Genomic DNA, 26,718 nt, shown 5'->3' on the forward strand with positions numbered 1-26,718 from the left:
GTTTGTATTTTTTGACAGTTTGATGGAATAACGCAAAAAAGAAAGCCGACACTGTGGTCGGCTTTTGAAAGACATTGTCTCGTTAAAACAGCTTAGCTAATTAAATGAACCAAGCCGAGCGTAATGCCTGGGAAAAGAACCAAAAGAGCGACCCTGACAACGTCAGAAATTAGGAAAGGAACAACGCCTTTAAAACACTCTTTTAGCTTTAGGCTGTCATCGAAAGATTTAATGATAAACACATTCATCCCAACAGGGGGGGTAATGAGCCCCACTTCCACAACGATCAGAGCCAAGATACCAAACCAAATGCCAGCGTCTGCGACAGGAATGCCAAAGTCCATTGCGACGATGATCGGGAAGTAAATTGGGATGGTCAGCAAAATCATTGCCAAACTGTCCAAGAAACACCCCATAACAAGGTAAGTGAGTAGCATCAGTGTCAAAATGGTATAAGGCGATAGTCCCGAGTTAGTGATTAATTCCACACCCACATCCGGTAATCGTGACAATGCAATAAAGACGCTGAATAAATCCGCACCCAATACGATAAAGAATATCATTGCAGAAGAGACGGCGGTTTTCATTAAACACACTAACAGTCCGTCTAGACGCATTTTACCGTGGGTTAAGGCTAAGATAGCGGTTAAAATAACCCCGACTGAAGCCGCCTCTGTTGGCGTGAAAAAGCCAAGATAAATGCCACCTAATACAATCAAGAAAATGAGGGTGATGTGCCAAACATCTTTCGTTGATTTGAGTTTTTGTGCAAACGTCGTCTTTTCGCCACGAGGCCCCGATTCTGGAAAGATGCGCACATAAATAGCAATGGCTAAAATGTAACCGCCAGCGGCTAAGAAGCCTGGAACAAAGGCCGCAATAAACATTTTTGAGATGTTTTGTTCCGTTAAGACTGCAAAGATGATCAATACCATAGAAGGTGGAATCAAAATCCCTAATGTCCCGCCTGCGGCAAGGGCTCCAGCGGCTAGACTGCCAGAGTATTTCAGGCGCTTCATTTCAGGTAGTGCCACTTTCCCCATGGTTGATGCGGTTGCCAATGAAGAGCCACAAATCGCTCCAAATGCGGCACAACCAGCAATGGCTGCCATGGCGATACCGCCTCGTTGACGACCAATCCACGTGTTACAGGTGCGAAACAGTTCCGCGGTAATGCCTGAGCGTGTGGCCAGCTCTCCCATTAATAGAAATAATGGCACAACAGATAAATCATAGCTGGAAAATTTTGATACGGGAGCCGTACCAAGGTAATCCAATAAAGCAGGCATGCCGCCAATCATGATATAACCAACGCCACCACATACCAGCATAGCTAAAGCAATGGGAATACGGATGCTCATTAGCACCATTAGGGCTGCCATCATTAAAAAGGCCAGCTCAATATTACTCATGGTTGCCTCCACGAAGTGTGGTGTACAGTCTATTCAGACCACAAATTCCGCAAAGAGTCATGCAAATGACTCCAACAGTGAAAGTCCACCATGTAGGAAGTTCCAGTAGCATGGATTGCTCAAGGTATTCTTTCGCTTCTAGACCGCTTAAGGTCATGCGGTACGCAAAAGTAAAACAAACAGCAGTAAACAAAGCGTCGCTGATGATCCCTAATGTGCGCAAGGTGCTGGGTTGGCAATGCGCGGTAAAGAGGTCAACAACTACATGGCCTTGTTGCTGATAACATTTGGGTAAGAAGAAGAAAATGGCCATGCCAAGTCCCATTTCTGTCATTTCATAATCGCCGACAATGGATTGTCCGACCAGACTGCGGCCGATAATGCTAGCAACCGTTACGATTGCCAGCATTAACATAATGAAACCACCCGTCAATGCGAAGATATTGGCAAGACGCTCTATAATAAGAGATCTTGAAAACGCCGTATTTTGCATCATGCTTAAATCACCTAACTAACGAGAACTTAAAAGTTCTCGTACTTCTCGATCAGTGTTTTTGCCTTTTCCAATAGACGGTCAGCATCGTAGCCATCGTCATTCATATCTTCAATCCATTGCTCTGTAACAGGCGCCAGTGTTTCTTTCCAACGATCGTACTCAGCACCTTCAATGGTATTGAAAGTGTTGCCATTGTCCACGGCGTCTTTGCGAGCACCAATTTCATAAGCGTCGAATACATCCCCAACAAAACCTGCAAGTGGAACACCTGAGTTATCGTCGATGACTTTTTTCAAGTCTGCTGGTAATTTATCGTATGCTTTTTTGTTCATTGAGAAGATGAAGAATTGAGTGTAAAGACCTCGATCACCTTTAAACTCGGTGTGATGTGGTGCTAATTCATGAATCTTCATTGGTTTAACTACTTCAAACGGCAATGCGGTCACGTCAATAACGCCTTTTGACAGCGCGCTTGGCATAGTTGGTACTGGCATAAAGATGGTATTTGCATCCAAAATACCGAAGGCTTCTGCCATGACCTTATTTGGTGCTCGAACTTTCATACCGTCCAGGTCTTCCATTTTTTTGATGTCTTTAGTACGAGAATGCAAAGAACCTGGGAAATGCGTATGTAAAGCCAGTAATTTAACGTCTTTTAGTTCATCCTGCATTTCCGTTTCGGCATAGTCCTGCAGAGCCATACTGGTAATGCGAGAGTTTAGTGGCATAAAAGGTAATTCAAACACGGTTGCTTTTGGGAAGCGGCCAGGTGTGTAGCCACCGACTGTCCACGACATATCAACAATGCCTTTACGTGCTTGGTCAAATAATTGTGGGGGTTTGCCACCAAGTTGCATCGCTGGGTAAAGATCAATATGAATGCGGCCGTTCGATTCAGCTTCGACTTTATCTGCCCAAGGTTGAAGAAAGTTCACTTGTGCATTTGAAACCGGCGGTAGGAAGTGATGGAGTTTGAAAGTGTATTCAGCTTCTGCAAGGACGCTTGTCGATAGAGCGGCTCCAGCGACTAAAGCCAGCGCTTTGAGTTTTAAATTTTTCATAGTTTTGCACCTTATTATTTTTGTCTTATCCAGTGTCAGTATAGTCAATTGCTTATATTGACGATCTCATGTGCCTAGTTGCTCCCGAGACTTAAAATCATTTTGGCCATAACCCTGTGCTAATTCAATCCTATTGCGTATGACTTTTTTGCTTAGTGTATTCAAAAAAAGCAAGAGGGTGTAAAAAAACATTAAAATGTTTGCGAAATTAACTGTTGTGATGTACAACAAGTTTTTGGTTTTTTATATGGCTTACAGCATAACAATAATATGAGGTTACAAGATGAGTAAGGTGATTTCTCTAGATCAGGCAGCAGGACTAATTCAAGACGGTGCGTCAGTGGCTTGGTCTACGGTTGGTATGTCGTATTTTGCGGAAGCGGTCGCCAAAGCCGTAGAGCAACGTTTTGTCAATACGGGCCATCCGCAACAGCTTACTCTTATTCATGATTGTGGTTGCGGTGATGGGAAAGATGCCGGGATGTCGCATCTTGCTTACCCTAATTTGGTAAAACGACTTATTTCAGGTCACACAGGTCAAGCGCCTAAAATGGCGCAGATGATTACTGACGACGCAATCGAGGCTTACTTACTGCCACAAGGCGTCTTGACAACCATGTGGCGTCAGATTGCAGGCAATAAGCCTGGTGTTATTACCAAAATCGGCATGGGCACTTACGTCGACCCTCTCGTGAGTGGTGGCAAGGTAACGGCTAAAACCAAAGACGATTTGGTTAAGCGCATCAGTATTGAAGACGAAGAGTGGTTGTTGTTTAAGAAATTCCCACTCGATGTGGTCATTATTCGCGCAACCACTGCGGATGAAGATGGTAACTTGTCGGTTGAGGAAGAGGCCATGTTGGCGGAGATTTTGCCTATGGCGCAAGCGGCTAAAAATAATGGCGGTATTGTGATTGCACAGGTGAAATACATTGCCGAGCGTCACTCAATTCATCCAAAAGAAGTCAAAGTACCCGGTGTGCTGGTGGATTATGTCACCGTCGCACCAGCAGAGGACCACAAGCAAACCATTGGTAGCGTTTACAACCCTGGTTTGGCAGGCAATTCACGAGTACCTTTAAATGCCTTACCTGCGATGCCTTTTAGTGCTCGAAAAGTCATTGCGCGTCGCGCGGCCATGGAGCTCGAAGCCAATGTGATGGTGAATTTAGGCATTGGTATGCCTGACGGTGTGGCGGCCATCGCGGCAGAAGAAAAGGTATCGCACTTATTTACCTTAACGACAGAGTTGGGGACTTATGGCGGTATTCCGGCTTCGGGTGCGGATTTTGGTGCAGCTTGGAATGCGGATGCCATTATTGAACACGAAGCGCAGTTTGATTTTTATGACGGTGGCGGTTTGGATATTGCCTTCCTAGGTCTAGCGCAAGCCGATCAACAGGGTAATTTGAACGTCAGTAAGTTTGGTCCAAAAGTAGTCGGTCCAGGTGGCTTTATTAACATTTCACAAAGTGCCAAAAAAGTCGTGTTCTGTGGCACCTTAGTCAATGGCGCTAAGCTTGAGTTCAGCGAAGGTAAGGTACAAGTCATTGAAGAAGGGAAGGTGCAGAAGTTTGTCGACGCGGTGGATCACATTACTTTTAGTGGTGATGTGGCGCGTGCGAATCATCAGCCTGTGGTGTTTGTTACTGAGCGTTGTGTATTGGAATTACGCCAACAAGGTATGGTGCTGACCGAAATTGCCCCTGGTTTGGATTTGGAAAAAGACGTATTAGCTGCCATGTCATTCCGTCCTTTGATCGCCGACGATCTGAAAACCATGCCAGAAGCTATTTTTGCAGAACAGTGGGGCGGTTTAAGCGAGATTATGTCAGCGCAAGGTCAATAAAAACAATAACCAAATTTGAGGTACGAGTATGTCGATCAAGAATGTTGAAATCCCTTATGGCGCTTATTGGAGCACCCCCTTTACCAAATGGCAGGGCTCTCTACAGCATCTGCATTCCATGAAGTTTGCAGCACATGTGACAAAACAAGAATTGGCCAAACGCGATATTGATCCAACTGTGTTTGACTCAGGCGTGTTGGGGATGACCATTAACCAATACCAATCTTTTAATGGTGCGCCTTGGCCTTTGTATGATGTTGGTGCGGTGAATACGGCCGGACATGCTGTGAATCAGGTGTGTGCCACCAGTGCACGAGGTTTATTTGCTGCCGCTTCTGAAATTGTCTGTGGTATGGCGAATGTGTCTTTGTTAATGACGGCCGATCGTTGTTCGAATGGGCCGCATATATATTACCCAAATGCCAAAGGGCCAGCGGGTGCATCAGAAGATCAGGTCACTTATAACATGATGAATGATTGTGTTGGTGGGCATTCTATGATGCAAACAGGGGAAAATGTGGCGAAGCGTTTCGACATTACCCGTGAAGAATTGGATGCCGTCACTTTTCGACGTTACGAGCAGTATCAAGATGCCCTTAAAGACGATCAGGCGTTCCAAAAACGTTATATGACTTTGCCGTTATCAGTGCCTACAGCGAACTTCAAAAAAGAAGAGACGGTTATTTTTGGCGATGAAGGGATATTTCCAACCACCTTGGAAGGTTTGCAGAAGTTAAAACCCATTCAAGAAGGCGGGGTGATTACCTTTGGTAATCAGACGCACCCAGCAGACGGTAATGCTTCGGCTATTTTGTGTCGTTCTGAAGAAGTGGCTAACTTAACCTCTCGTCCTGAAATAAAAATTGAAGTATTGGGCTTTGGTCAAGCTAGAGACGACCTAGCTTACATGCCTGCTGCGCCAATAGAAGCCGCGAAACGTGCGCTTGCCGTAGCGGGTATCGATATTAAACAAGTCAAAGCCATCAAAACACACAATCCATTTGCAGTTAACGATGTGGCCTTTGCGAAAGCGATGGATGTGGATGTGATGGCCATGAATAACTATGGTTGTTCTCTTATTTGGGGCCACCCACAAGGGCCAACTGGTATGCGTGCTGTTATTGAGTTGATTGAAGAGTTGGTTATTACGGGTGGCGGCTATGGCCTTTTCACCGGTTGTGCCGCGGGTGACACTGGAATGGCGGTGGTCATTAAAGTCTCAGACCGTTAAAGAATGGTGTTGTGGCCGTGGGTATTTACCCACGGTTTTTTTTACACTTAAAAATATAGTTATAAACAATAATAGTTTATTTTGACATTTGTTTAGCTACTAAACTATTATTTGATGAATAACGTCAAGGGTGCGTTTTAGTGTTGAGCTTGGCGCTTGGCCCATAAACATAAAAATAGAGGCTTCTAATGGTAACGTATGAATTTATTAACTTCTCGGTAGAGAATGGTATTGGGCATTTAGAACTGAATCGTCCTGAAAAGAAGAATGCGATTAATGACAGCCTTTGCCTTGAAATCGAGCATGTTTTTTTGAATCTTTCCGATGACGTTAATGTCATCGTCTTGTCTGGTAATGGCCCTGAGTTTTGTTCAGGTCTTGATCTACGTGAGCATAAAGCACGTGAACCTTTTGAAGTCGTTAAACACTCACAAATGTGGCATCGCGTATTTGGTCATATTCGTGATTCTGGCACACCTGTTGTTGCGGCAATGCATGGTGCGGTGATTGGCGGTGGTTTGGAACTGGCCATTTGTGCTCACGTTCGTGTCACAGAAGAAAATACCTTTTATCGTTTACCAGAAGGTAAGCACGGTATCTTTGTGGGTGGTGGTGCCTCTGTGAATGTGGCCAATGTGATTGGTACGAGTCGTATGACAGAAATGATGTTAACAGGCCGTGATGTGGGCGCCGAAGAAGGTCACCGTATTGGTTTAGGCCATTATGTGATGCCAGCAGGCGAAGCTTTGAATAAAGCCTTTGAAATTGCCAAAGGTATTAACAAAAATTCTAAATACTCCAACTGGGCGATGACGACGGGGCTAAGTCGTATCAACAATATGTCGGCTCAAGAAGGCCTGTACACAGAATCGCTGATCTGCGGTATTACGCAAACCAGTGAAGAAGTGAAAGCTCGCATTGATGCTTTTTTGAACCGTAAAAAATCCTAGTCAGCGATTTTTTCTCAGAACAAAAACAAGATTCAGGAGTTATAGTATGCAAATTCAAGGTAAACACTTCATTGTGACGGGTTCGGCATCGGGTATTGGCGAAGCGGTTGCGCGTCGCTTACATGGCTTGGGGGCCAGCATCACCTTGGTAGATGTGAATGAAACGGGTCTGGCTCGTGTGAAAGCGGATTTAGGTGAGCGAGTACAAGCTTGCATGACCGATATTGTTGATGAAGTGTCGGTGCAGAAGAGCGTTGATCAAGCGGTTGCAGAGTTCGGGGCCATTGATGGTTTGATTAACTGTGCCGGTATTCCTGGCGCTGAGCGTGTGGTTGGACGAGAAGGCCCGCATAAACTGGCCAGTTTCCAACGTGCGGTTTCGGTTAATTTGATTGGTACGTTCAACATGATTCGCTTAGTCGCGGATAAGATGCAACACAATGAGCCAGCGGATAACCTAGAGCGTGGTGTGATGATTAATACCGCGTCTGTGGCGGCATTTGACGGACAAATTGGCCAGGCTGGTTATGCGGCGTCAAAAGGCGGTGTTTGTGCGATGACGTTACCAATTGCTCGTGAATTAGCACGTTTTGGTATTCGTGTTATGACGATTGCTCCAGGCTTATTTAAAACGCCAATGATGGACGTGTTACCTGAAGAGGTACAGCAGTCATTAGGCGAAGCGGTGCCATTTCCACCTCGTTTAGGGGAGCCAGATGAATATGCCAGTTTAGCTCAGCACATTATTGAGAACAGCATGTTGAATGGCGAAGTGATCCGTTTAGACGGTGCTATTCGAATGGCTGCCAAATAATAGGTGAGCTTGGTTCCATGCTAAGGGTAGTAATATCAAAAGCGTGAGCCATCGAGAGAATAACAATAATAGTTTTAGTGACGCAGTCATTAATGACTCAAAAAACACAACTTAAGCCACACAAAAACAAGCAAAGTGGTTTTAGGAGCAGAACATGAGTGTTGGATTTCATCCTATTAAGGTAGTGGCCCATCCGATTGAGGTAATCAAACAGGATGATGGGGTGCAGATTATTAACAGTCAAAAGCCATTAGATGCGTTTGCTCGATGCTGGACAGATCAGCTGGAATATTGGGCGAAAGAAGCCCCTGATCGTGTGTTTGTCGCCCAGCGAGACGAGCATGGTGAGTGGGATGAAATTACCTACTCTGAAGCCGTGACGCGAGCACGTCGCATTGCTTCTTGGTTATTGACTCAGCCTGTGTCAACGGACCGTCCGATTGTTTTCTTATGTGGCAACAGTGCAGAACATTTGATGTTGGCTTTGGCTGGTATGTATGTGGGCATTGCGCATTCTCCTTTGTCACCTGCTTATTCCTTGATCGCCACGGACTACGCCAAGTTGCAAGGCATTATGGATATTTTGACACCAGGGTTGATCGTGGTGGATGAACTGGCACCTTACGAAAAAGCCATCAAAGCGGTGTGTCGTGATGAGCAGACGCCCGTTATGGTGATTAAGGGAAGTACTCAGGCACAGCAAATCGCCAACCCAACCATGTCTTATCAGGCGTGTTTAACCCTACCTATTTCAGAACACCTTGATGGAGAAAATGCCAAGGTTAATGGCGATACTGTAGCCAAGATTTTATTTACCTCTGGCACCACAGGCATGCCAAAAGGGGTCATCAACACGCAACGAATGATTTGTGCGAACCAAGTGATGATTCATCAAGTGATGCAGTTTCTCAAAGATCAGCCGCCTATTATGGTGGATTGGCTTCCTTGGAATCATACGTTTGGTGGTAACCATAATGTTGGTATTGCCTTGTATAACGGTGGCAGCTTGTATCTTGATGATGGTAAGCCAACGGAAAAATTATTCGACAAAACCTTGAAGAATTTGGCTGAGATCTCGCCAACGGTGTATTTTAATGTGCCGAAAGGTTTCGAACTATTGGTACAAAAACTGAAAGCGGATGATGCGTTTGCGAAGAAATTCTTTTCGCGTTTGCAGTTTACCTTTTTCGCCGCGGCTGGTTTAGCACAGCATATTTGGGACGATCTGGATGCTTTGGCGATTCAGTACACAGGTAAGAAAATCCCCATGCTGACTGGTCTGGGTTGTACTGAAACCGCACCTTCTGCCACTTTTGCTTCCGTAGAAGAATCCACGTCTGGTGTGATTGGCGTGCCAGCCCCAGGGGTGTCCATTAAACTGGTGCCAAATGAAGGCAAGTTAGAAGCTCGGGTCAAAGCGGTTACGGTCATGCCGGGTTACTGGCGTCAACCGGAATTGACTGCTAAAGCCTTTGACGAAGACGGATACTACTGTTTAGGCGATGCCTTTGCTTTCTTAGATGAAACACAGCCACAGCGCGGCTTCCGTTTTGATGGTCGTGTATCAGAAGACTTTAAGCTCGACAGCGGTACTTGGGTCAGTGCGGGCACATTACGAGCGAAGTTCATCAGTGCTTTGGCGCCGTTTGCCCAAGATGTTGTATTGTGTGGCACGAACCGTGGTTATATCACTGCCATGGTGTTTCCGGATTGGGCCCATTGTCGCGCCATTTTACCTCATGACGTGGTGGAGTCGAATGAAGAGGTGATTGCTCATGATGCGGTTCGACAAGCTTTTAAAGACAAACTGATAGAGTGTGCAAAACACAATACAGGTGGCTCTACTCTGGTCAAGCGCATCATCTTACAGGCAACCCCAGCCAGTATTGATGCTCATGAAATTACTGATAAAGGGTCTTTGAATCAACGAGCGGTGCAAACCCATCGTGAGGATCAAGTGGCGCTCTTGTATCAAGAGCCCATCGCGCCGCAAGTAATCAGCCTCTGATATGTTTAAGCATCAGCGAGAACTGCGCATTGAATGGGGCGATTGTGACCCAGCTGACATTGTCTTTTATCCTCGTTATTTCGCTTTTTTTGATGCCTCTACGGGGGCATTATTTGCGGCGATGGGATGTTCTTTAAGAGACATACGAGGGCAAGCGAATCAGGTTGGTTTTCCTATGGTAGACACTCGTTCGCAGTTTTATAAGCCTTCTAAGTATGGCGACATCGTGCTTATCGAAAGCCAAATTACCGAAGTAGGGCACGCCAGTTTTGGTATCCAGCATCGTTTGTTTAATAACGAGAAACTGGCAGTGGAGTGCTCTGAAAAACGGGTTTGGGCAGGTTTCAATGAGCAAGGTGAACTAAAGGCGCAAGCAATTCCGGATGTGGTCCGGAAGCGTATGTTGGCTTAGTACATTGAGTGGCTAATAAAAAGCCGAATGTTCATTCGGCTTTTTGGTGTTTATTCTGAGCGAGTTTGGACGCACAACTCAATAACGCGCTTACCGCTAATTATGACAAAGCTTCCAACCGTAATGGCAAGTGCCGCTAGATGGATAACATCGTCTAGTAAAAGCATATCCATATTTTGCTCCTCAGTGAGTGTTATTAATTAATAAAGCACATTTATTGAGTGTCGTCCATATTTTTTGCACTTTTTTGGTTTTTTAATCCTTTAATTTGCTCAATTGACTTAAGCCTTTTGTAGAGTCCGTTTTGTGATTCCCTTATAGTTATCCCACTTTTTGTATTTGACCTCATCGCTTGGGGCTGCTGTCCAAATGATTCGTCCTCTATTAATCTTACGCTTACTGACCATGCCATGTTTATGGATAAGTCTGGTACAACTTGTGTTTGCTGAACTGTCGTTTATGTTGTTTAAGGACAGGGTTGGTGATGCTTTTTTTGTACCGGCTCTGACGACTTTTATGCTGGCGTTACCACTCTTGTTTGCCTTTCAGAAATACCCGTTACCTTCCGTCAATGTGAGAGAGGCAATGTTGTTTGCGTCATTAACCTGGCTGGTCGTGGGAATCTTAGGTGCCATTCCAATTATCAATGTGACTCATGTGTCTTTCACCGACGGGGTATTTGAATCCATTAGTGCGTTGACCACCACGGGCGCGACGATTTTATCTGGTCTAGATAATATGCCACCGAGTTTTTTGATGTACCGCCAATTTTTACAGTGGATGGGGGGATTAGGGGTGGTGATCTTTGTGGTTGCCATTTTGCCCATGCTGAACATTGGTGGAATGCGTTTATTGAAGGCTGAGACACCAGGACCTATTAAAGACGATAAGCTGTCTCCGCGAGTATCCAGTACTACTCGTTATCTGTGGATGGTGTATTTGTCCATCACGGTATTGTGTGCCATCGCTTATTATTTGGCGGGTATGTCTTTATTTGATGCCATAGGACACAGTTTTACCACGGTTTCGACGGGTGGTTTTTCAACTCATGATGCCAGTATGGGGTATTTTGATAGTCGTTTGATCCTGTGGATTTGTAATCTCTTTATGGTGTTGGGGGCCATCAATTTTGCCTTGCATTACCGTGTTTATATTGCACGTAGCATTAAATTGTATTGGCAAGATGAGGAAACCCATGGTTTTGTGTGGATCATTACGGTAGTGGCTCTACTGTTGGCACTGTTTTTATTGCAAAGTCGATCGGAAGAAGGCGTTTGGAATGCAATTACCCAAGCCTTTTTTCATGTCATTTCCTTCATTACCAGTACTGGTTTTGCCGCTACTGATTTTGGCGCTTGGCCTGCTGTGACCTCAATTGTGCTTATTTTTGTGGGTTACATTGGTGGGTGTGCGGGCTCAACGGCAGGCGGCAATAAAGTCATTCGTAACATCATTTCGTTGAAGTCCATTAGTATGGAAGTGAAGCGTTTGGTGCACCCTAACGGGGTCTTTACCATGAAGTTTCAAGGACGACGAATCAGTGATGATGTGCGTCATTCCGTTATGGGGTTTATGTGTGTGGCGGCGATGGTCACGGTCTTTTTCACCGTATTGTTGATGATGACAGGCATGAGTTTTATGGCGTCATTGAGTGCCACGGCGGCTTGTTTAAACGTGTTAGGGCCAGGTTTTGCCGAATTGGGTAACAATTTTTCGCCTTTAAGTGACACCGGAACCTGGCTAATGAGCTTTGCCATGATTCTGGGTCGCTTAGAATATTTCACCGTACTGGTGCTGTTCTTACCAGCGCTATGGCGTCATTAACGCATCTCTACCGCGATACACTCTAAAGGTTGGTGACAGACAGCTCATCGTTCGGATTGGCGTCACTCGGTTCCAGTTCGACAGCGATGCTTTTTGACGTTGGTGTGTTGCTAAACTCACCATGACTATCCAGCGGCACTAATGGGTTCGTCTCAGGGTAATACGCGGCTAAGTTGCCAGCAGGAATACTGTAGGGCACGAGTTTAAAACCGTCTATTTTACGGACCACACCGTCGTTCCATAGAGAACGGATGCTGACCTTTTGACCTTCTTGATAGCCTAATCGTTTGATGTCCGCAGGGTTGATAAACACCACTTTACGTTCATTTTTAATGCCACGATATCGATCGTTTAAGCCATAAATCGTCGTGTTGTATTGATCATGAGAGCGTAAGGTTTGCAGAATGAAACTCTTCTCGGTCAATAAGTCTTTTGCTTGTTTAGGCAAAATAGAATCGGGTAGAGGGTGGCTATGCAAAATGGCTTTACCGGCTGGCGTGTTCCAATTTCTTTCTCTGGCGCTGTTGCCCAAATAGAACCCGCCGTCGTGTAAAATGCGTTGATTGAAGTCTGAAAAGCCGGGAACAACGGCGGCAATGTGCTCGCGAATGGTGTCGTAATTTGCGATTAGAGATGACCATTCAACAGGGTGATTACCAAGCGTCGCTTGCGCTATGCCAGCGATGATGGCGGGTTCCGATTTTTGTAGCTTACTCATGGGTTCCAGAACGCCGCCAGATGCGTGGATCATGCTGAATGAGTCTTCTACTGTGACCTTTTGTGGCCCATTGGCTTGATGGTCAATGTCGGTTCGACCAAGACAAGGCAAGATCAGAGCTTCTTTGCCGATAATCAGATGAGATCGATTTAACTTGGTACTGATTTGGACCGTGAGGTCACATTTTTCTAGAGCCGCGGCGGTAGCGTGAGAATCGGGTGTGGCTGCCGCAAAGTTGCCCCCAAGGGCAATAAACACCTTTATCTTGCCGTCGCGCATGGCCTTAATGGTATCAACCACGGCGAGTCCTTCTTGCTGTGGTGGCGTAAAGTGAAAACGTTTTTCCATGGCATCTAAAAACGCATGAGAAGGGCGTTCATTAATCCCCATAGTGCGGTCGCCTTGGACATTACTGTGGCCGCGAACTGGACACGCGCCAGCTCCCGGTTTACCAAGGTTGCCACGTAAGGCCAGTAGATTGACGATTTCATGAATGGTGGCCACCGAGTGGTGGTGTTGAGTGATGCCCATGGCCCAGGTAACGATGACACTGTTGGCGCTAGCATAGACCTTTGCGGCCTGTTGTATTTGTTCTCGCGTTAAACCTGCTTGGTTTAGAATATCATCCCACGAAGTTTGCTTTACTCGTTCAAGATAGGGCGTCATCCCCTGAGTATGTTGAGCAATAAATTCATGATCAAAGATGGCGGCTTTGCCTTCACGCTGAGCGTTTTCTTCCATTTCGATCAAGACTTTCACCATGCCTCGAACGACTGCCATATCGCCACCAATTTTAGGTGTGTAGTAGGCAGTATTGGTTGGTTTTGAGGAATTGGTCAGCATTTCAATGGGGTTTTGTGGGTTTTGGAAGCGCTCTAATCCCCGCTCTTTTAAGGTATTAAAGGTGAGCAATTGCGCTCCGCGTTGCACCACTTCTTTTAAGGTTTCCAACATACGAGGGTGGTTGGTTCCGGGGTTCTGACCAAATACGAACACCGCATCAGCACGTTCAAAGTCGTCTATTTCTATGGTGCCTTTACCAATGCCGATACTACTGGTTAACCCGTAACCACTGGCTTCATGGCACATATTTGAACAATCAGGTAAGTTGTTTGTGCCGTAGGCTCGAGCGAATAATTGATAGAGAAAAGCCGCTTCGTTACTGGCTCGGCCAGACGTGTAAAAAGCGGCATTATCTGGTGAGTTTTGACTTTTGAGCGCCTCTGCAATTTGACTGAATGCCTGAGTCCAAGAGATGGCTTCGTAGTGATCGGTGGCAGAGTTATAACGCATGGGCTCGGTTAAGCGGCCTTGATATTCTAGAAAATAATCGCTTTGCGTCTTCAGCCAACTCACACTGTGCTGGGCCATAAACTCAGCGTCAACCTTACGAGAGGTGGCTTCCCAGTTCACCGCTTTAGCCCCATTTTCACAAAAGCGGATCTTAGCGGGATCATGTTTTTCGCCCCAAGCACAGCCCGGACAATCGAAGCCTTGCGGTTGGTTGGTTTTCAATAAGGTAAAAATATTGCGCGTGGCGTTTTCACTCTTCAACCAATGTTGTGCGGTGCTTTTCAGTGCGCCCCAACCACCAGCGGGTCCTTTGTAAGGCGTGTAAGTATGCGTTTTATTGGTCATCTTGATTGTCCTTTCGAGCGGTAGGGGCAAAAAATCTTGGTGCATTTTGTTTGCTAAGATGGATTAGGGTCAAGCCATATTGATTGGCGAGTTTCACGGCAAGGTGACTGGGTGAAGCAAGATGAATTAGATTAGACAATCCTGCTCTGACGGCTTTTTGAATCAACTCTGTACTGCATCGACTGGACATAACCACATTGTGATTGTGCAGTTTTATGCCTTGCTGTGCGGCGTAGCCAATGATTTTATCCAAGCAATTATGTCGACCAATGTCTTCCATGCAAGCAAGTGTGTCACCCTGTTCTGATAAGAGCAAAGCCGCATGCAACGCGCCGGTTTTCTGGCCAAGCTGTTGCGCTTGATTGAGTCGATTCCTGAGCGTGAAAAGCCTTTCTGGTGATAAGCACTTAGATGGCCCTAATGGCATTAATGCTGGCAAGGCTTGATCAAGTGATTCAATACCACATAATCCGCAGCCACTGGCCCCAAGGTGTATTTTACGTTTGCTTTTGAACTCACTAAAACGGCGACTGCTGATGATCAAGTTGACTTGTATGCTTTCAATATTCAATGAGCTGGTATGTGATTGAATGTCGATGTCACGAACATCTTGTCGGTGTTGGATGATGTCTTCGCTCAAGGCATAACCGAGGGCGAACTCTTCCACATTGACAGGCGTGATCATGATGACCGCGTAAGCAATGTCGTTGATGCTTAGGCTCAGGGGAACTTCTTCTACAAGATCGACACTGTCTAGCTCAAGAGAATCCGCTTCCCTTGTGAAAGTAGAACTGCGGTAGCCATGAAACTTCACTAAATTGAGTGACATAAGAGACCTTGTTGAAGAAAGAAAATCAAACATCATAGTACGTAGGAGGAGGTTTCTCGTCTATGGTTTTGTGGTGAAAACAAGGTGCATTTTTGCGGCTGGAATTGACGTCTGGCCATTGACAAATGGATTGCTCGGAAGAGGTGTTTATTTAAACAATGAAATGCCGTATTCTAGCGCCCTCAAATAAAATGACGTGTTTTTTGTATGTATTTTGTAAAAAATATCTCAGATCAGGCATCAAGGGAGATTTTTACGCAACAAGAGTGGCAGTCGAAACAGACATACGACACAGTATGTTCAGGTTTTGTCTTACGTCCTGTTTAACATAGAGAAAGTGTGCGACGTTGTGTTCAGTAAGTAGTTGGGCTTTTCAATAGTCCACATTTCCTTATGAGTTTTTATATGCCGTTTTTAAAACGCCTTTCTCGTTGGCTCCTAGATGACCAGCGAGCTTGGCTAGCCATTATCCTGGCTGTTTTTTTGCTATTTTTATGGGTTTATCGAGCGCTGGTTTCGCCTTCAGAAAGCAATCCTAAAGACTACGTTTTGCCGACTAGTTCAACCAGTACCAGTATTCAAAAGCATCTTATCGAACCTTCGGGGAGTGACGAGGTTGCGTTTGACTCTTTGCTGTCTACTGATCCGATAGAAGAGGTGGAGCAAGCCAGTGTCGCGCCGCCGAGTATTGACTATGTCATCAAGCCAGGGGATACATTAGCGAAAATCTTCTCTCGCTTTGGTTTATCTCGCGAATCCATGTACGCCGTTTTAGAGGCTGACCAAGAATACTTGGTGTTGGAACCCTTACTGCCTAATAATCACTTTACCTTTAAGTTGGACAGTGACGGCCAGCTGCAAACCCTGACACGCCGCATTGACATCAGTAAAAGTGTGTCTTACGTCCGTCATGGTAGTGGTGGTTTTACCTATCAGGAAGACATTAAGCCCATTACCTATACACAGACCAGTATACACAGCAAAATAACCGGTAACTTCTATCTGTCGGCGAAAAAAGTCGGCTTATCAGACAACAACATTTTAATCATTCATGACGTGCTTAAAGGTCGTGTAAACTTCCGCAAGGATTTGCGGGCGAATGATGAATTTGATTTGATCGTCAAGAACGGCAGCATTGATGGTGTTTCTGTTGGCGATACTCAAATTGAGGCTTTGCAGTTTCAAGTTCAGGGCAAAACATACCGTGCTTTTGTGCACTCTGATGGGCGCTTTTACGACCAAGACGGAAACAGTTTAACCCCCGCCTTATTACGCTGGCCCACGGCGAAACATTACCGCATCAGTTCACCTTTCAATGCCAATCGACTTCACCCTATTACAGGGCATCCCGCACCACATAATGGGGTTGACCTAGCGACGCCTGTCGGCACCAAAATCCTTGCGACTGGCGATGGTGTGGTAACACGAGTGGCGAAACACAAATACGCGGGCAAATACATAGTGATTGATTACACTGGGCCTTACGGCTCTCGTTTTTTACACTTGAACAAAATATTGGTGAAAAAAGGGCAGAAGGTAAAACGTGGTCAAGTGATTGCTTTATCAGGCAACACGGGACGAACCACTGGTGCGCACTTGCACTACGAATTGCATGTTAGAGGTCGTCCAGTGAACCCAATGACAGCCAAAATTCCCACGGCGAAATCCGTACCGGCAGACCAAAGAGACGAATACGAGCGAAACGTCGCACAGTGGATTGAAATGATGGCGAAAGATGAGTCATCGATGACAGATCAACCCCCATCAGCGTCCTAAATCAGATGGGTCTGTCTACGAGAACAATAGGATGACCTTGAGAACAGGTTTCAATTCGTGCTTCGACCTTATAAGCCTGTGCGAGGTGTTCAGTCGTTAAACTGTTTTTAGGCGTTCCGATACTCAAAATGTTGCCCTGATGCAATAAAATGACTTGATCGCAATAACGCAAAGCCAAATTGATATCATGGCTGATCAGTAGGGCAATCGCGTTGTGTGACTTGACTTCTTCTCGGATCGTATTGAGTACCTGCATTTGCCAGTTAAGATCAAGCGCACTGGTTGGTTCATCTAATAAATACAGTTTAGGATGGCGCACAAGGGCTTGCGCTAAACTGATCATTTGTCTTTGACCACCGGACAGTTTATGCATTGGATAGAGTGCTAAATGGGCAATGTTCAGGCGTTCAAATACCTCTTCGATGACTTTTTCTTGATTGTGTTGCGGAAAAGCACTGGCTGCGCTTTTAATCACTTCATAGGCCAGCAAACTGTTACTTTGAGGCAGTGTTTGTGGTACATAGCCAATGTTTTTTAAACGCTCGCGTTGATGCATCTTGGCCAGCTCCATACCTTCTAAACAAGCCTTCCCTTGATAAGGGATTAATCCAGCTAAACTTTTTACAAAGGTAGATTTACCTGCGCCGTTTTGACCTAATAAAGCGATTAAGCTCCCCGGTTTTATCGTGTCGGTTGTGATGTTTGACAGGATTTGTTTGGTGCCGTATGCGACGCCAATGTTATTCAGTTCTAAACTCATATTGGATTGCGCTTTTGATGTTGATAGATGAGAGCAATGAAGAACGGTATCCCCACGAGTGCGGTAACCATGCCAATGGGTAACACCAAACCAGGGATAAAGCCTTTACTGACTATTGAGGCAAGAGACAGCAGCAGTGCGCCACACAAGGTGCTGGCAATAATAAAAAAACGATGACTTTCGCCGATGATCATGCGCGCAATATGCGGAGCGACTAAACCGATAAAGCCAATCTCACCGACAAAGGCAAGGGCGACGGCAGTGACTAAACTGACCCGAATTAGAGTGGTTAATCGTAAGCGTTTTACATTGATTCCCATACTCTGAGCTTGCTCTTCACCACTGCGAAGTATCGTCATAGACCAAGAATGACGTAAGCTGATTACAAAGCAGAATAGTAAGACTAAGCTGACAATGGCGGCTTTTTCTAAATCCGCTCTTGCGAGACTTCCCATGGTCCAAAATACGATTTGCTGTAATTCTCCTTCTTCTGCAATAAATTGAATCACACCGACCATGGCATTTAATCCAAACATGAGTGCGATGCCAAATAATAAAACACTTTGAATACTGCCCCCTAAGCTGTTGGCCACGCCAAGAATAATGAGTGAGGTTAAACATGCTAAGGAAAAAGCAAAGATAGGCAATAAATACGTTTGGTTAATACCATAGTCACTAAAATCAAACACAATGGCTAGGGAGGCACCAAAGGTGGCTGCTGAACCGACGCCAAGGGTAAATGGACTCGCTAATGGGTTGTTTAACGCGGTTTGCATCTCCGCTCCTGCCAGACCAAGAGAGGCGCCCACCAAAATAGCCATAAGAGCATAAGGAAGCCGAATGTCCCAAATGATGACCTGTTGAGACATGGGTAATGAGTTAGGAGACAACACGCCTTTAATTAAATCGACATAGGAAAGAGAGGAGGGTCCAGTCGATAAGTCGTATAACAACGCCACCACGATACTCACGGCCAATAACGTCAAAAACAGCATGCGAGTGCCGACATGATGACGGTATTGATTCGCCAAAGAGTCTGACGGATTAGGTGACTTTTTGAATGGTTGAAAGAGCAATGACAATGGCCAATTTTTCTTATTCATGAACAACCTTAGGGAGCTTTGTCCAATAAACACCTGTTAGTGGTATTGCTTGGAAGTGGCGGAAAAAATATTGCAATGTCTCGTTAGGGTTTAGACCTTCAAATTCTTCTGGGTATAGCCACTTTGCGACAACTTGTACGGCCACGACATTCAATGGTGAATTATAGAAACCATGCCATAGAGCGTAACTTTGCTGTGTTTGAACGGCTGTCAGCGAGGTCAGGTTATAGCGAACTAAGGCCTGATGTAGAGATTGTTCTGCGTAATTTTCTGGGACACCTGCTCCCAGCATGACATAGGGAAGTTCATCATCAGGACTTTCTTTAGGCATGCCTTTTGATCCAACGGCCGTTGCGATATAGACATCAGGTTGTTGTGCTAACAGATATTCTTGGTTCATGACGCCAGCCACACCAGGAATCACGGATAACGCAATGTTGTGGCCACCTGCAGTAGCAATAAAATCCGCCATCATGCCTCGACTCATGGTCTCACAACACGCGTTTAAGACGCCGACACGACTGTGAATGAAAACCTGTTTTTTTTGTGTCGGAGATAGCTTGTTAATAGTGGCGGTGACTTTGTTAAGTTGTTGTTGATAGTAGCGGATAAAACGTTGTGCTTGCGCCTCTTTATCTAAGACTTTGCCTAGAAGCATTAAGCTGATAGGCGTGTTTTTTAACGGGGCTTTTCTAAAATCAACAAAAAGGACTTTAATGCCTGCCTTTTCAAGAATTCTAATGGTATTGGCATGGCGAGCATTAGGACCATGACCATCAAGACTGAAAATGGCTAAGTCTGCCTTTAATTCAATAGCACTTTCAATGCTAAAGCTGTCTGCGGAAGAGCGACCAATAATGGGGATGTTATCAATTTCTGGAAAACGTTTTTGGTACTCAAGATAACTGCCGTAATCTACCCATTCGAGTTTGGATAGCATACCTGCTATGGGTTTAATCGGATTATCCTGGTCTAGGATAGACAAGGCATGAAGATAGCGACTATCACCCAAAATAATCCGTTTTGGGTGCTCAGAAAAGGTGATTTTGCGGTTTGCTAAATCGGTTACTGTAAAGGGGGGTTGCGCTGCATAAATCACTGAGCTCAAGGTGCTGAATAGCAAAAATGCCAAGCATAATCTGATGTTATTTAACGCAAATGAAAATGCCATGGTAAGAAAATCTCCTTGTATTAAAAAGCCAACGTTTATGAATAAACGTTGGCGAAAGGGGAAAGGGGTGATGACTAGAATTTCAGAGCAGCACTCAAGCGAATGTCGCGACCGGCAGAGGCGGAGCCAGAAATGCTGCCGTAACCAGTGTTTGCTGTGTAATCCGCTACACTGGCATGGCTGATATATTGTTTGTTAAACAGATTGTTAACGGACAGTGAGAGGGTTAATTGGTCATCTCCCAGTGGCAACCATTTGGCATAGAGGTTATGAACTGCATAGCCAGGTTTATCCACTTCTAAGTCTGATGTTCCTACCGTTTGATGAATATTGTGTATGCCTTTTACAAATTCAGCAGACCAGCCAGCCTCAAATGTATTGCTTGCTTGATAATCTAGACTCAATACTAAGGTATCGCCTATGGAGTTAGCTGTAGAGCCATATACATAACGTGTGGCAATCTGCTTATTGGCTATGGTGTCGGCGCTATGGAAGTGAAGACCTGCTAACAGTTTATCCATCTGATAGGTTAGATCCAGATAGAAACCTTCTGTTTCAATATCAAACTCATAATTATCAGACACTTTAGACCAAGGCAATTCAGTTCCTATACCGTCCTTAATGGTCGATTTATAAATACCTGCCCCAAAGGCTAATTGATTTTTTCGGTAATTGACGCCTAATTCAAGGTTGTTGGCAGTCTCTGCTTGTAAATCATCGGCGTTACTAATGCCAGTGGAGAGTTTATAAGCATCTTTTATTTCTGGACCACGAAGCGCTTGAGCGTAGTTTGCGGTTACATTTAAAGCATCATTAATGTGATAAACCGCTCCAATGTTAGGGGATAATCCGCCTTCAGAAAATTCACTGTCATTCACATCGGTGAGTTCATATTGGTCATAACGAGCACCAGCGGACAGCATCAATTTTTGGGTTACTTCAATATTATCTTGAATGTAGATGCCTACTACGGTGCCTTTTTCGACGTATTTAGTCGTTTCTTTGAAATAGCTTTCATCATTTCGATAGTTTATACCGTACGTCACTTCATGTTGGTTGCTTAGGCTAGTGTTTTCTATGGTTAGGCCAGACGTTTCGACATTCCCTGTGTACTTTGTGCCGGTATACTCACGGCTTTGCTCATTGTTGGTTTGGTACACAGTTACCTTGGTGTCGAGCAAATCGTTATTAAAATCCGTGAATCGATAATTTAAGGTTGTGGTTTGTCTGTCTCCAGATGTGGGTTCCTCTACGTTTCCAGCGCTGGCGAAATGTTCTGGTTTGTACAAAACATCTCCTTCTTCGGTTAAGTCTTCATAGGTGACCGAAAGCGTCTGTTCATCCGTTAAGTGAGTTTTGATTTTTAAGAAACCAAGAGTCTCATCCAGTTCTGTTCCTTTGATTTCGTTGTCATCAGCGTCTTCATAATTGTTATGACTTGAGTCTGTCAAATGCAGCATGGCTTCTGTTTTAGCGGATGACGTTCGGCCATAAATAGTCGCGCTATTTTTGATACCATCACCATTGCTGCTCACGGTGGATTTTAATAATGCGCCAAGATTTTGACCGTCTTTTAGCAAGTCACTTGGGTCTTTGGTGATGAAGCGAACCGATCCCCCTAATGCACCAGGTCCTGAAGTGGCATTGGCTGCGCCAGCCTCAATTTCAACACGCTTCAATAACTCAGGCTCAATGGTAATACGCCCCGTATGGTGGAATATACTACCAGCTTGCTCTGCGCCATCTATGGTAATGTTAAGCGCATCTTCACCTATGTTACGTACATAGATTTTTTGTCCCATTTTTACTGAACCGCCCGCCGTGACTTCGCTTTTATTGCGGAATAGGCCTGCAAGGTCAGTCGCCTGGCTTTTGTCAATGTCTTCGGAAGAGATGGCTTGATCCAGCTCAGTGATCGCACGACCTTCCACTTTTAGTTCATCGAGAACGGTTGCTTCCTCTGCAATCGCTTGGGTTGATAAAGCGGCTTGGAAGATGGCGGTAGCCAAAAGAGACTTAGTAAATACGCTAGGGGAAGACATAATTAACCTCTATAAATGAGAATTGTTTACATTGATGGGGGCTATTATGTGTTTTATGTCAATAATGTGAATGACTTTTACATCTGTTACATTTCTATCTTGTTAGGCTGTGTGTCCATGCTCTCTTTCAGTCTTTGTATGGAAGGCGAATCAACACTCGTAAACCGTTTTCTGGGGCTTGATTGATGTTCTCAGCATGAATTGAGCCACCAAGTGCCAGTATTTGTCGTTTGGCCAGTGCCAAACCGAGACCATAGCCACTCTTATTGGAGCTGATACTAGGGTCGTCATTTTGATTATTCTGCAGGTTTTGTTTTAGACGAAAAAAAGGAGTGAATATGTCTTCTAAATGTTCATTTGGTACGCCATGTCCTTGGTCTTTGATCTCAATGTTTAGATGATCTGATTTTTGGTCTAGCTCTATAGTGAGGGTTTTTCCTGTCGGAGTGTGAAACAAACCATTGCGGATAATATTTTCCAGCGCCGCTGTTAATGCTTGATGAGCACTGTCGATGAATACGTCATGATCTGGTTGTATCAGTTGAATATTATGTTGAGAAAATTCATATCGAGCATCGTCGACAATGACTTGTAGAAGAGAGGTTATTTCTAATTCTTCTAATGCGAGCGAGGGCGACTCCGTATTAAACCAAGCCAGTGTTAGTGCATCTTCTATCAGGCCTTGCATATTGGAAGATTCATAGCGTAATCTTTCTAATGCTTTCTTCGAATCCAAGTCTTGCTCAACGCAATCTACTGCAATATTCAAGCGTGCTAATGGTGTTCTTAGTTCATGTGATAAATCCGCTAATAGCTGTCTTTGATTTATGATCAGTGTACTGATTCGATCTGCCATATGATCAAAGGTAGAAGCCAGATTGGTGAGTTCATCATGACGGTGTGAAAAGCCTTCATTCGCTCGGACATCAAATTTGCCTTCGCTAAATTGGTGTGTGGCTCTTTCGAGTTTTTTTAAGGGCTTCATGACATGTTTATATAAAACAGAAGTAATCAAACAGAGTAGTAAAAAGGGAATGGCGATTTGCAGTATCAAATCAACAATCAGCAAATTATTACCTGGGCGCATCCTCTGCGGTAGTTGAATCAAGAATCGTGTATGACCATCCGCAAAAGGGATATCCATTGTTGGATTTTGAGTAAAGTACAGGTGAATTTTCCACTCAATGCTGCGACCCAAGGTAAAGGCATCGAGATAGTGTTGCGATAACTTTGTATTCGCTAACGTTGAAATGGTCGGTGTGGCTATGGCTATCCAGGTATTTTCCTTTTTTTCTAGGTGATCGACCCATTCAGCTAAAGCTTCCTCGCCTTCTGTGTTAAGAATCCTCTCCGCTTCTTTAGCGTAGTTTTTCAGCTCTTCTCGATAGGATTGATCAATATAGCTCATACTTTCCTCAGTATGCTGAGCGACGAGATCGATAAGCCAAAACAGCACCACAGTGCTAACGGCAACCACCAAAAAGAGTTTCCAAAGTAAACGATTTTTCATCGGTAGCAATATCCTTGGCCATGCACGGTAGAAAGTTGCTCGCTGTGCATACCAGCAGCGACTAACTTTTTACGGATACGACTGATGTGCATATCGAGGCTGCGGTCATATTGATTGTGTGCTTTACCAAGTGCCATTTGAGACAAAAAAGCTTTGCTGAGAGTGGTGTTTTGATTTTCCACCAGAAGCCATAATAAGCGGAATTGGATAGGAGAGAGGTCAATGATCTGTTGATCGTAATGAGTACTTTGTCCAATGCGCGACAAGGTAAGTAAGTTGTCTACTAGGTTTAAGGTGCTTTTGGTCTCTTTAGATTGCAAGGTGCGTCTCAACAGAGCATCGACCCGTAGCCACATTTCGGTAAAATTAAAGGGTTTGGAGAGGTAATCGTTGGCACCAATACTGAGCCCTTTTATACGATCTTCTTCGGCACCGAGTGCTGTTAACATCATAACGGGCGTTTGACGTTCTTTGCGTAACAAGGTTAAAACATTCAGTCCATTTAAACTGGGTAACATAACGTCCAGTAACACTAAATCAAAAGAATGTTTGATGGCTTCTAGTAGGCCTTGCTCACCGTCCTGACACAGTTTGGTTTGAAATCCTTTAGATTCGAGTAATTGAGATATTCTTTGTCCTAAAAAAACATCATCTTCAATAATCAAAATTTTTGACGTTGACATGATAAATTCCAGTAAATGAAAATGATTTTCATTTTATTGTTTTTCTTTTGTAAAGTCACATAAATAAAAACCGTAGGGGAAAAGCTCAGTTCGAACTTTCAGGACTGGGATGATTGACTATTAAGAGAAACGTTCATGTCTGATGGACCAGACAGGAACGTTTACGTTAACGGAATGGGCTAGCCTTTTGAAATCACATAGGGTTGTCTAGTGATGTTTAATCGGGATAAATACTCTTTGAGTAAACATTATGAGCCACGGTTTACACCGTGACTCGATAACTTCGATTGCCGAGGATAAAGAGTACTAAGAAAACACCTAACCCAATGGCTTGTAACCAAATATCTAAATTAGGCCACAGCATTAAAACGGCCGCTGCCAGTGCCAAGACACGAAATGGAATCGACAATTTGTCTTCTAAGTAGCCTTCCATCGCTGCCACCAATGCGTATAACCCAAAGACGCCGAAGAAGCATAAACGCATGAGTGTTTCCGCGTCACCGCCAATAAGCTGGGTATAGGCCATTAATAGCGGCACTATGTATAAACCTTTGGCCAATTTCCAGGCAGTCATCCCCGTTAACATTGGCGGTGTTTTGGCAATCGCTGCCGCTGCAAACGCGGTTAAACAAACCGGTGGTGTGACGTTACTGTCTTGAGATAACCAGAAAATGATCATGTGTGCCGTGACCAAAATCATGGCCACATGTTCTGCCCCTAATGCTTGATCCATCAGCATGCCTTTGAAATCATTTGGCACTTGAGCGACCAGAGCTTGAGCTTGATCTATTGGCATCCCTTGAGCAAGAGCGCTCACGACACCTGGGTCGACTAACATGAAAATAGCGTGAGCGGTTTCAGGAAGCGTGCCTGAGGCAATCATATCAACCAATTGGCTTTCTGAGATGAGGTTGAATAACGCGGGAGCCGATAAGGTGCCTAGTACAATATAAGACGCCGTCACAGGTAAGCCCATCCCCAATATCAAAGACGCAATGGCCACCAGAACAATAGTAAAGAACAAGCTGCCGCCCGCCCAATCCGTGATCAACAAAGAAAAGGTGTTACCGACGCCGGTTGTGCTGATGACATTGACCACCAGACCGATACCAATCAACAGCACTGCCGTGGTGGACATGTTTTTCGCACCTTGTGCCATGGCATCTAAAATGGCGACAGGTCCCATTTTGTGCTTTTTGGAAAGGAACGAAGCCAAAATGACCGCAATGATACTCAAGCCCGCTGCATAGGTTGGGGTAAAGCCTTGCACCAATAAGGTGACCAGTACACCCAGTGGCAAAATATGATGCCAACCTTCTTTGAGTACTTGAGACACGACAATGTTGCTGTCATCTTCTGTCGCGATGACTTTGCTGCGTTTGGCTTCAACACGAACAAAAAAACCAACCGATAAGAAGTAAAGCAGAGCTGGAATGGCCGCAGCACCAATAATGGTAACGTAAGACACCTGAGTATAAGAGGCCATAATGAACGCGCCCGCACCCATGACAGGAGGCATTAATTGCCCTCCAGTAGAAGCCGCGGCTTCAATACCTGCCGCAAAGCGGGCTGGGAAACCAGCGCGTCTCATCAAAGGAATCGTAATCACACCTGTGGACACGGTATTAGCAACAGAAGATCCGGATACAGATCCCATTAGCCCCGAGCCTAAAACCGCCACAAAGCCCGGTCCGCCAATCATTTTACTGGCCAGAGCGCGAGACAAATCAATGATGAAATCGCCGGCTCCTGATTTCACTAAAAAAGCACCGAACAAGATAAACATGAAGACAAAGCTCCACGAAATACGGGAGATGGAACCAAACATGCCATCGGTACTAAAGAAGCTGCGATACAGAAGCGTTTCCATGCTTAAACCTGGGAAGGTAAACATGCCGCCTAGCCATTGCCCCCAAACAACCACATAGCTTAAGGCGATAAGGATTAAAACAGGAATAAACCAACCGCTGGTTCGGCGGATTAATTCTAATGAAAGGAGCACCGCGGCACTGGACACAATCCAGTCGGCGGTATCGAAGGTGACGCCTCTGGCATAGAGCGCATCTTCAAAGAAAATGATGTAAAGCACCATGCCTGCGAGTGCCAAGACAATGAGGCTGTCACACAGCAAGGCGAGCTTACTCTGTTGCCACTTAGGGCTGGCAGGAATCAGTAGCGCACACAAGGCACCAAAGCCAGCGAAATGAAAAGCAGACACCCATAACTCGGGCAAGGTTGCTATGGTGTTGATGTAAATATGAGCAACCGCTAAAAATATCGACAAAGTAAAGACAAAACGATTGATCCAAGGGCTGGAGCGGTGCTTGGTTTCGAAGTCCTCAAGATTGATTTCTTGGTCGTCTGTAGAGGGTGTTGAAGCAGTCATTAAGCTACCTTAGGAATACATAAAGAACAAACAAAGCGCCATAGA

21 protein-coding genes are annotated in these 26,718 nt (G+C 45.0%); 8 read left to right on the forward strand and 13 right to left on the reverse strand.

Translation table 11 applies throughout. The features are described from left to right. Positions 1–92 precede the first annotated feature (92 nt). The 3 genes from OA79_RS05095 to OA79_RS05105 are packed head-to-tail and all read right to left on the reverse strand — an operon-like array spanning position 93 to position 2,969. The gene (locus OA79_RS05095; RefSeq protein WP_063332135.1) at positions 93–1,412 is read right to left on the reverse strand and encodes a TRAP transporter large permease; all 1,320 of its coding nucleotides are present in this window, start codon (positions 1,410–1,412) and stop codon (positions 93–95) included. Beyond that, positions 1,405–1,908, reverse strand: a complete 504-nt coding sequence (locus tag OA79_RS05100) for a TRAP transporter small permease (protein WP_231908804.1) — start codon at positions 1,906–1,908, stop codon at positions 1,405–1,407. The genes OA79_RS05095 and OA79_RS05100 overlap by 8 nt, the downstream gene beginning before the upstream one ends. A 26-nt stretch (positions 1,909–1,934) precedes the next feature. Further along, on the reverse strand, positions 1,935–2,969 hold the full coding sequence (locus OA79_RS05105; RefSeq protein WP_063332136.1) for a TRAP transporter substrate-binding protein: 1,035 nt from the start codon (positions 2,967–2,969) through the stop codon (positions 1,935–1,937). Positions 2,970–3,252: 283 nt separating this feature from the next. Between OA79_RS05105 and OA79_RS05110 the strand changes: the two genes are divergently transcribed. The 6 genes from OA79_RS05110 (at position 3,253) to OA79_RS05135 (ending at position 10,233) form a co-directional block, all read left to right on the forward strand. Then, a complete protein-coding gene (locus OA79_RS05110) occupies positions 3,253–4,818 on the forward strand; it encodes an acyl CoA:acetate/3-ketoacid CoA transferase (RefSeq protein ID WP_063332137.1) in 1,566 nt (521 codons plus the stop codon). Between the two features lie 28 nt (positions 4,819–4,846). Then, positions 4,847–6,049, forward strand: a complete 1,203-nt coding sequence (locus tag OA79_RS05115) for a thiolase family protein (protein WP_063332138.1) — start codon at positions 4,847–4,849, stop codon at positions 6,047–6,049. A gap of 188 nt (positions 6,050–6,237) precedes the next feature. Then, complete coding sequence (locus tag OA79_RS05120; RefSeq protein ID WP_063332139.1) at positions 6,238–6,999, forward strand: crotonase/enoyl-CoA hydratase family protein; 762 nt, start codon at positions 6,238–6,240, stop codon at positions 6,997–6,999. A gap of 46 nt (positions 7,000–7,045) precedes the next feature. Continuing rightward, positions 7,046–7,813, forward strand: a complete 768-nt coding sequence (locus tag OA79_RS05125; protein WP_063332140.1) for an SDR family NAD(P)-dependent oxidoreductase — start codon at positions 7,046–7,048, stop codon at positions 7,811–7,813. Between the two features lie 154 nt (positions 7,814–7,967). Further along, positions 7,968–9,821 (forward strand): feruloyl-CoA synthase, encoded by a 1,854-nt coding sequence (locus tag OA79_RS05130; protein ID WP_063332141.1) that lies wholly within the window; start codon positions 7,968–7,970, stop codon positions 9,819–9,821. A 1-nt stretch (position 9,822) separates the two neighbouring features. Further along, positions 9,823–10,233 carry an acyl-CoA thioesterase gene (locus OA79_RS05135; RefSeq protein ID WP_063332142.1) on the forward strand — a complete coding sequence of 137 codons (411 nt, stop codon included), beginning with the start codon at positions 9,823–9,825 and terminating at the stop codon, positions 10,231–10,233. Between the two features lie 50 nt (positions 10,234–10,283). Here the strand turns inward: OA79_RS05135 and OA79_RS18545 are convergent, their stop codons facing one another. Continuing rightward, complete coding sequence (locus tag OA79_RS18545) at positions 10,284–10,406, reverse strand: hypothetical protein (RefSeq protein ID WP_269447822.1); 123 nt, start codon at positions 10,404–10,406, stop codon at positions 10,284–10,286. A gap of 196 nt (positions 10,407–10,602) precedes the next feature. On the opposite strand from OA79_RS18545, the gene OA79_RS05140 reads away from it, so the two are divergent. After that, a complete protein-coding gene (locus OA79_RS05140; protein ID WP_063332143.1) occupies positions 10,603–12,057 on the forward strand; it encodes a TrkH family potassium uptake protein in 1,455 nt (484 codons plus the stop codon). Positions 12,058–12,079: 22 nt separating this feature from the next. On the opposite strand, the gene OA79_RS05145 is transcribed toward OA79_RS05140, so the two are convergent. Further along, on the reverse strand, positions 12,080–14,413 hold the full coding sequence (locus OA79_RS05145; protein WP_063332144.1) for an FdhF/YdeP family oxidoreductase: 2,334 nt from the start codon (positions 14,411–14,413) through the stop codon (positions 12,080–12,082). Continuing rightward, a complete protein-coding gene (gene fdhD, locus OA79_RS05150; RefSeq protein ID WP_063332145.1) occupies positions 14,403–15,242 on the reverse strand; it encodes a formate dehydrogenase accessory sulfurtransferase FdhD in 840 nt (279 codons plus the stop codon). Before fdhD ends, OA79_RS05145 begins: the two co-directional genes overlap by 11 nt. 405 nt (positions 15,243–15,647) lie before the next feature. Between fdhD and OA79_RS05155 the strand changes: the two genes are divergently transcribed. Further along, positions 15,648–17,018, forward strand: coding sequence for a peptidoglycan DD-metalloendopeptidase family protein (locus tag OA79_RS05155; RefSeq protein ID WP_063332146.1), 1,371 nt, complete (start codon positions 15,648–15,650; stop codon positions 17,016–17,018). 1 nt (position 17,019) lies between these two features. Here OA79_RS05155 and OA79_RS05160 read toward each other — a convergent pair whose 3' ends face one another. The 7 genes from OA79_RS05160 to OA79_RS05190 all read right to left on the reverse strand — a co-directional run bounded on the left by OA79_RS05160 (position 17,020) and on the right by OA79_RS05190 (position 26,673). Then, complete coding sequence (locus OA79_RS05160; protein WP_063332147.1) at positions 17,020–17,778, reverse strand: ABC transporter ATP-binding protein; 759 nt, start codon at positions 17,776–17,778, stop codon at positions 17,020–17,022. After that, positions 17,775–18,881 carry a FecCD family ABC transporter permease gene (locus tag OA79_RS05165; RefSeq protein ID WP_063332148.1) on the reverse strand — a complete coding sequence of 369 codons (1,107 nt, stop codon included), beginning with the start codon at positions 18,879–18,881 and terminating at the stop codon, positions 17,775–17,777. The genes OA79_RS05160 and OA79_RS05165 overlap by 4 nt, the downstream gene beginning before the upstream one ends. After that, the gene (locus OA79_RS05170) at positions 18,874–20,052 is read right to left on the reverse strand and encodes an ABC transporter substrate-binding protein (RefSeq protein WP_063332149.1); all 1,179 of its coding nucleotides are present in this window, start codon (positions 20,050–20,052) and stop codon (positions 18,874–18,876) included. The genes OA79_RS05165 and OA79_RS05170 overlap by 8 nt, the downstream gene beginning before the upstream one ends. A gap of 74 nt (positions 20,053–20,126) precedes the next feature. After that, positions 20,127–22,094: a TonB-dependent receptor domain-containing protein gene (locus OA79_RS05175; RefSeq protein WP_063332150.1), complete on the reverse strand. Its 1,968-nt coding sequence runs from the start codon at positions 22,092–22,094 to the stop codon at positions 20,127–20,129. 127 nt (positions 22,095–22,221) lie between these two features. Next, positions 22,222–23,604 carry a sensor histidine kinase gene (locus OA79_RS05180; RefSeq protein WP_063332151.1) on the reverse strand — a complete coding sequence of 461 codons (1,383 nt, stop codon included), beginning with the start codon at positions 23,602–23,604 and terminating at the stop codon, positions 22,222–22,224. Beyond that, a complete protein-coding gene (locus OA79_RS05185; protein ID WP_063332152.1) occupies positions 23,601–24,287 on the reverse strand; it encodes a response regulator transcription factor in 687 nt (228 codons plus the stop codon). The genes OA79_RS05180 and OA79_RS05185 overlap by 4 nt, the downstream gene beginning before the upstream one ends. 262 nt (positions 24,288–24,549) lie before the next feature. Then, positions 24,550–26,673: a TRAP transporter permease gene (locus tag OA79_RS05190; protein WP_063332153.1), complete on the reverse strand. Its 2,124-nt coding sequence runs from the start codon at positions 26,671–26,673 to the stop codon at positions 24,550–24,552. Between the last annotated feature and the right edge of the window lie 45 nt (positions 26,674–26,718).

The sequence above is a fragment of the Marinomonas sp. TW1 genome (assembly GCF_001625355.1).
Taxonomy (GTDB): Bacteria; Pseudomonadota; Gammaproteobacteria; order Pseudomonadales; family Marinomonadaceae; genus Marinomonas.

What these genes read in the sequence shown, in the direction of transcription:
- OA79_RS05145 (WP_063332144.1), bottom strand. Translation starts at nt 14,413, where the DNA reads ATGACCAATAAAACGCATACTTACACGCCTTACAAAGGACCCGCTGGT.
- OA79_RS05125 (WP_063332140.1), top strand. Translation starts at nt 7,046, where the DNA reads ATGCAAATTCAAGGTAAACACTTCATTGTGACGGGTTCGGCATCGGGT.
- OA79_RS05165 (WP_063332148.1), bottom strand. Translation starts at nt 18,881, where the DNA reads ATGAATAAGAAAAATTGGCCATTGTCATTGCTCTTTCAACCATTCAAA.
- OA79_RS05130 (WP_063332141.1), top strand. Translation starts at nt 7,968, where the DNA reads ATGAGTGTTGGATTTCATCCTATTAAGGTAGTGGCCCATCCGATTGAG.
- OA79_RS05095 (WP_063332135.1), bottom strand. Translation starts at nt 1,412, where the DNA reads ATGAGTAATATTGAGCTGGCCTTTTTAATGATGGCAGCCCTAATGGTG.
- OA79_RS05155 (WP_063332146.1), top strand. Translation starts at nt 15,648, where the DNA reads ATGCCGTTTTTAAAACGCCTTTCTCGTTGGCTCCTAGATGACCAGCGA.
- OA79_RS05135 (WP_063332142.1), top strand. Translation starts at nt 9,823, where the DNA reads ATGTTTAAGCATCAGCGAGAACTGCGCATTGAATGGGGCGATTGTGAC.
- fdhD (WP_063332145.1), bottom strand. Translation starts at nt 15,242, where the DNA reads ATGTCACTCAATTTAGTGAAGTTTCATGGCTACCGCAGTTCTACTTTC.
- OA79_RS05105 (WP_063332136.1), bottom strand. Translation starts at nt 2,969, where the DNA reads ATGAAAAATTTAAAACTCAAAGCGCTGGCTTTAGTCGCTGGAGCCGCT.
- OA79_RS05100 (WP_231908804.1), bottom strand. Translation starts at nt 1,908, where the DNA reads ATGATGCAAAATACGGCGTTTTCAAGATCTCTTATTATAGAGCGTCTT.
- OA79_RS05190 (WP_063332153.1), bottom strand. Translation starts at nt 26,673, where the DNA reads ATGACTGCTTCAACACCCTCTACAGACGACCAAGAAATCAATCTTGAG.
- OA79_RS18545 (WP_269447822.1), bottom strand. Translation starts at nt 10,406, where the DNA reads ATGGATATGCTTTTACTAGACGATGTTATCCATCTAGCGGCACTTGCC.
- OA79_RS05140 (WP_063332143.1), top strand. Translation starts at nt 10,603, where the DNA reads ATGATTCGTCCTCTATTAATCTTACGCTTACTGACCATGCCATGTTTA.
- OA79_RS05160 (WP_063332147.1), bottom strand. Translation starts at nt 17,778, where the DNA reads ATGAGTTTAGAACTGAATAACATTGGCGTCGCATACGGCACCAAACAA.
- OA79_RS05175 (WP_063332150.1), bottom strand. Translation starts at nt 22,094, where the DNA reads ATGTCTTCCCCTAGCGTATTTACTAAGTCTCTTTTGGCTACCGCCATC.
- OA79_RS05185 (WP_063332152.1), bottom strand. Translation starts at nt 24,287, where the DNA reads ATGTCAACGTCAAAAATTTTGATTATTGAAGATGATGTTTTTTTAGGA.
- OA79_RS05110 (WP_063332137.1), top strand. Translation starts at nt 3,253, where the DNA reads ATGAGTAAGGTGATTTCTCTAGATCAGGCAGCAGGACTAATTCAAGAC.
- OA79_RS05120 (WP_063332139.1), top strand. Translation starts at nt 6,238, where the DNA reads ATGGTAACGTATGAATTTATTAACTTCTCGGTAGAGAATGGTATTGGG.
- OA79_RS05180 (WP_063332151.1), bottom strand. Translation starts at nt 23,604, where the DNA reads ATGAAAAATCGTTTACTTTGGAAACTCTTTTTGGTGGTTGCCGTTAGC.
- OA79_RS05170 (WP_063332149.1), bottom strand. Translation starts at nt 20,052, where the DNA reads ATGGCATTTTCATTTGCGTTAAATAACATCAGATTATGCTTGGCATTT.
- OA79_RS05115 (WP_063332138.1), top strand. Translation starts at nt 4,847, where the DNA reads ATGTCGATCAAGAATGTTGAAATCCCTTATGGCGCTTATTGGAGCACC.